Source organism: Gordonia sp. UBA7860 (genome assembly GCF_002500165.1).
In the GTDB taxonomy this organism is placed as follows: Bacteria; Actinomycetota; Actinomycetes; order Mycobacteriales; family Mycobacteriaceae; genus Gordonia; species Gordonia sputi.
The window spans coordinates 1-4,813 of record NZ_DLSO01000057.1; the positions used below are offsets into that span (position 1 = coordinate 1).

Genomic DNA, 4,813 nt, shown 5'->3' on the forward strand with positions numbered 1-4,813 from the left:
CTCGCGCAGCCGCGGGTCGAGGCGCACCCCCGTGCCGAGCGCGTCGGCGACCGCGGTCGCGGTGCGGCGCGTGCGCAGGAGGTCGGACGTGACGACGTCCGTGCTCGCACCGGCCGGGACGCGTGCCCGCAGCGCCGCCGCGACGAGGTGCGCGTGCCGCAGCCCGGCGGGGGTGAGGTCGGAGTCGTGCTGGCCGCCGACGAGGCCGTCGACGTGGTGCGTCGCCTCCGGGTGGGTCACGACGTGCACGGTGCGCTCGCGCACACCGACGAGGTCGGGCAGCGGGGGAGGGAGGAGTGGTCGGGGAGCGTCGGGCACCGGGACAGGGTGGCACACACGGCCGGGAGGACGGCGGTGGCGAGGGGAGCGTCGCGGTGGTCGGCATGCACCGTGACGCAGGGGGAGCCTCGCCTGGAGCGGGGGACCGATGACTCCCGGCGCACCCAACAGCCGGACGGCGTCACCGCGGGCGCTCATGCGTCACCACGGTGTTGACCTAAACACAATGGTTTGGGGTCTATGTCCGATTCTAGGCATCGTAGCCGATGGTGCGGTCCCGAACCACCCGGCGGCCGCCCGGCGCTGCGACGGGTTGTGGCGAACGCGCGGACGACGGCCGGTCGGCACGCTGGTCGGCATCGTTCGTGGGCCGGGCCTGCACGGGGGACACCGTGCGCCAGGTCCACACGCCGGCCGCCGCGAGGCCGCCGATGGCGCCGACCAGGAGGAACACCAGGACGGTCAGCACGAGCACCGGCAGCCAGACGAGCGTCGCGCACGTCGTCAGGACGCGTCCAGACCGACGGGCGTCCGGTGCGGCGGCCGTGAACACCGACGTCGGCGCGCCCGAAGACGCCGAGACGAAACTCGAGGACGCCGGTGCGGCGGTCGCGCCGATACCGGTCCGCGACACGCGCTGCAGGGATCGCGCGGCGCGGCCCGTCGCGCGGGAGTCGGTGCTGCGGGTGGCAGGTGCGAGAAGCCGCGGTGCATACGTCGTCGTGCTCATGACGAAGGGGAGCCCACCGGGGCGCCTCGTGATGCGCTGGAGGGCGCTTCGTTCCGGCAAAATGACATAATGTACATTATCGGCGGTTAACTGGTGCGAGTTGCATCTGATGCAAGAACTCGCACCTCGGTGCGATGGCTGCGTCGCTCCAGGTCAGCAGCACATTCCCGCCGTCGTGGACGTGCTAACGCCGGTCGACTCTTGCCGCCTCGCTGCAGGTCGCCCTAGGTTTCGTGCATCAGATGCACGATTCCTCGGAAGGATGGTCGCGTGCTCGAGACTCCCGGGTCGGTTCCGATGCGGCTCACCGGCGCGACGAACGTCCCTCTCCTGCGCGCTGAGCTGCAGGTGTTCGAGGCGATGCTGGCCGGGTGGCGCAACCAGATGCTGGCGCGAGGCCTGACGATCGCGACGATCAAGAGCCGCAACCGGGTCGTGGAACGCTTTCAGGAGTTCACGAACGACTTTCCGTGGTCCTGGCAGGCATCAGACCTGGACGAGTACTTCGCAGAGCGCCGCTCGGGCGGACGGACGCTGGCGTTGACCACGTTGCGTGCGGAGTCGAACGCGATCGCGATGTTCTGCTCGTTCATCTGCGACGGCCGCTACGGCTGGGCGACGTTGTGCGAGCAGCGCTTCGGCGACCTGCCGTCTCAGATCGTCTTCGAGTGGAACACCCCGCGGCACAAGACCGACGACGCCGTCGCACCGGGACGACGCGCCTTCGTGATCGATGAGCTGCAGCGCTTCTTCGACACCGTCGACGACTTTGTCGACGCCCATCATCACGCCCGGTCCAAGACGTGGCTGACGGCGATGCGTGACTCAATGGCATTCAAGGTCTGCTACGCCTACGGGCTGCGCCGCCGCGAGCTGGTCATGCTCGACGTGCACGACTTCGGCCCGAACCCTCACGTGCCGGACTACGGACGCTTCGGGGCGCTGACCGTGCGCTGGGCCAAAGGAATGGCCGGAACCGGGCCCCGCAGGCGCACAGTGCTGACCACTCCGCAGTTTGACTGGGTCACCAGCGTGCTCGAGAGGTGGCACTCCCCCGGTGGCCGCGGACAGTTCGCCACCGCCGCCCGCTCCAACGCGCTGTGGCCGTCCGAGCGCGGCGACCGCATCACGATGAGCGGCCTGGCTCGCTCGTTCGCACGGTTCCGCGACCTCGCGGGCCTTCCGGAGGAACTCAGCCTGCACGCGCTGCGACACTCCTACGTGACTCACCTGATCGAGGCCGGCTATGACCCGCTGTTCGTCCAGCAGCAGGTCGGCCATTCGTACTCGTCGACCACGGCGCTTTACACCTCGGTCTCGTCGGACTACAAGCAGAAGGTCGTTCAGCGGATGATCGCCCAGCGGCTGCGCACCGGGACCGGAGAACCAGATGAATGAGATCAAGCGCCTCGGCTACACGTGGCACCTGCGGCAGATCATGGCCCAGCACAATCTCTGGAAGTCGACCGAGCTACGCCCCCTCCTACGCGACCGCGGCATCAATCTGTCCGATACGCAGATCTACCGTCTCGTGACGGGCACACCGGAACGGATCTCCCTGAGCGTCCTCGTCGCGCTCTGCGACATCTTCGACTGCTCCCCCGCCGACCTCATCGAGCCGAGGGTGGAGCTGCGCGCCGCGAAGACCGCGAACGCACCGCGGCGCCCCCTCGAGGGCGACACCACGGCGTCCATCGCTCACCGCATCCGACTCGTGAAGAGCGATGATGGCCCGCCCGCGCAAGCCTGAGGATCCAGAGACCTACCCCACGCCCTGCGCCCGGTGCGGCGGCCATTACCCGCTCAGCGTCACCTGGCCCGACGGGCGGTCGTGCAACTACTGTCGCCTCGCTGCAATCCGCACGACCGGGACCTGCGACTGTGGGCACGAGGGAGTCCTGCCTGGCCGCATCGACGGGCGCCCCGCGTGCCGCGCCTGCTCCGGAGTCCGCGTCAACATCGACTGCCAACGCTGCGGCGCCGAAACGGAGCTCTACCGCAACCAGATGTGCCAGCAGTGCGTCCTGGCCGACCTCGTCGATGCGGCGTTCGCCGACCCCCAAACCGGCAAGGTGTCAGCGCAGCTCAGACCGGTCACCGACGCAATCAAGTCGATGGAACGGGCGAACTCCGGGCTCACCTGGATTCGCCAAGAGCATGTTCACACCATGCTTCGCGAGATCGCCGCGGCCAGGCCCGTGACACACGCGTCGATGGACCGGCTCGACCGCGGCCGCACGCGCGAGTACATCCGAGGCCTGCTTGTCGAGCACGGGGTCCTCGAGCCGCGCGACGAGCTCATCGCTCGCTTCACCGAGTGGGCCGACGACGCCGAGGACCGGATCGCCGACGCCGAGCATCGCGCGATCGTCCACCGCTACATTCGCTGGAGGCATCTGCGGCACATGCGCGCAGAGTCCCCCATCAGCAACGGCACGTTCCTGCGCGCCAAGCAGGTGACGACGGTCGCGATCGAGTTCTGCAACTGGCTGACCGACAACGGTAAGACGCTGGCATCGGCGACACAGGACGACCTCGACACCTGGCTCGCAGAAGGCGCCACGACGCGACTTATCGTCGCCTGGTTTCTCACCTGGGCGCGCACGGCGCAGGTGACCGATCCCGCGCTGACCGTCCCGCGTCATCGTCGCGGGACCGCCGCCCGCCTCCCCCACGACGACCAAGCCGGAGCGCTCGACCACGTCCTGTCCTCTTCGGAGTGGTCCTCCCGCAACCAGTTCGCGGCGCTCCTCGTCCTGGTCTTCGCGCAGCCCATCGCGCACATCGTGCGGCTGCGCTGGGACGACGTCACGATCGCTCCCGACAACGTGACCGTGAACGTCGCCGGCATGCCGATCCTGTTCGACCACCCGCTCGACGGCCCGGTGCGCGACCTTGCAGCCAACCCCGGACAAGCGAATACGGCGGCACACCGTGACTCGCCGTGGATCTTCCGCGGTGCCATGCCCGGCAACCATGTCACCGCGATGCACGTGCGGCGGCAGCTGCGCCCGCTGTTCTCCTCGCTCGCCGCGCGCCTAGGCACGCTCACCGAGCTGAGCAGACAGACCCCCGTAGCGGTCCTCGCCGAGGCCCTCGGCTACACGGCCGCCACGCTTGAGAAGCACGCCGCCGTCTCGGGAGCCGACTACGGCAAGTACGTCTCCGACCTCGCTCAGACCTAGCGCGGCCCCGGACGTCAGACTCACTGCGCGCGGCAGGCCAGCCACGAGACGACTTGACCTTCGCCTACGGCTCCTTCCGAAGGTAGACCCAGTGCTCACCCGGGAGGAGGTCGCGCGGTTCCGAGACCGGGGCCCAGACGGCCGTGAAGTCGACCGTGACGTCTTCGTGGAAGTCTGCAATCACATGGGTCTCCGCCAGCGAGACGTCCTCGAGGTCGTCGTCCGTCGGATCGTTCTCGAAGAGGAACCTTGCCGTCACCACGGGATAGTCGAAGGTCGCGGTGACACCACGCAGGTTCGGACCTACGAGATCCCACAACGCCCGCTGAATCGACAGCAGAACGCTGACCCTGAACTCCATCCAGCCGCCCCTTAGGCCCAGTCGTCACGATTCGGAGTGCTGCCGCGACCGAGGCCGCTCTCGTTCCTCAACCGCAGAAGGTCAAAGATGCCCCCGGTGCCATCGTTGCAGAGAGACAGCGCCGCTCGTCACCCGTTCCACGACTCCGTGCTGCTCCATCCACACGGGCGAGTCAGATCAGTCGGCCCCCATCGGCCACGGAGACAGTAGCCGCCACTCGGACTCGCACCCGCCGAACTCGCACGACTACCAGTTGGG

General features: G+C 68.5%; 6 protein-coding genes. 3 read left to right on the top strand and 3 right to left on the bottom strand.

Features of this window, described 5'->3' with window-relative positions; translation table 11 throughout:
* Both B3T59_RS08205 and B3T59_RS08210 read right to left on the bottom strand, forming a co-directional pair.
* Window positions 1–318, bottom strand: a 318-nt coding sequence (locus B3T59_RS08205) for a histidine phosphatase family protein (RefSeq protein ID WP_287001971.1), incomplete at its 3' end; no start/stop codon positions are given.
* A gap of 211 nt (window positions 319–529) precedes the next feature.
* Window positions 530–1,009 carry a hypothetical protein gene (locus B3T59_RS08210; RefSeq protein WP_287001972.1) on the bottom strand — a complete coding sequence of 160 codons (480 nt, stop codon included), beginning with the start codon at window positions 1,007–1,009 and terminating at the stop codon, window positions 530–532.
* Window positions 1,010–1,306: 297 nt separating this feature from the next.
* On the opposite strand from B3T59_RS08210, the gene B3T59_RS08215 reads away from it, so the two are divergent.
* From B3T59_RS08215 to B3T59_RS08225, 3 genes are all read left to right on the top strand, one after another.
* On the top strand, window positions 1,307–2,407 hold the full coding sequence (locus B3T59_RS08215; RefSeq protein WP_287001976.1) for a tyrosine-type recombinase/integrase: 1,101 nt from the start codon (window positions 1,307–1,309) through the stop codon (window positions 2,405–2,407).
* Complete coding sequence (locus B3T59_RS08220) at window positions 2,400–2,759, top strand: helix-turn-helix domain-containing protein (protein WP_287001973.1); 360 nt, start codon at window positions 2,400–2,402, stop codon at window positions 2,757–2,759. The genes B3T59_RS08215 and B3T59_RS08220 overlap by 8 nt, the downstream gene beginning before the upstream one ends.
* Before the next feature lie 256 nt (window positions 2,760–3,015).
* Window positions 3,016–4,194 (top strand): Fis family transcriptional regulator, encoded by a 1,179-nt coding sequence (locus B3T59_RS08225; RefSeq protein ID WP_287001974.1) that lies wholly within the window; start codon window positions 3,016–3,018, stop codon window positions 4,192–4,194.
* Between the two features lie 64 nt (window positions 4,195–4,258).
* Here the strand turns inward: B3T59_RS08225 and B3T59_RS08230 are convergent, their stop codons facing one another.
* Window positions 4,259–4,555 (bottom strand): hypothetical protein, encoded by a 297-nt coding sequence (locus tag B3T59_RS08230; RefSeq protein WP_287001975.1) that lies wholly within the window; start codon window positions 4,553–4,555, stop codon window positions 4,259–4,261.
* Window positions 4,556–4,813 lie beyond the last annotated feature (258 nt).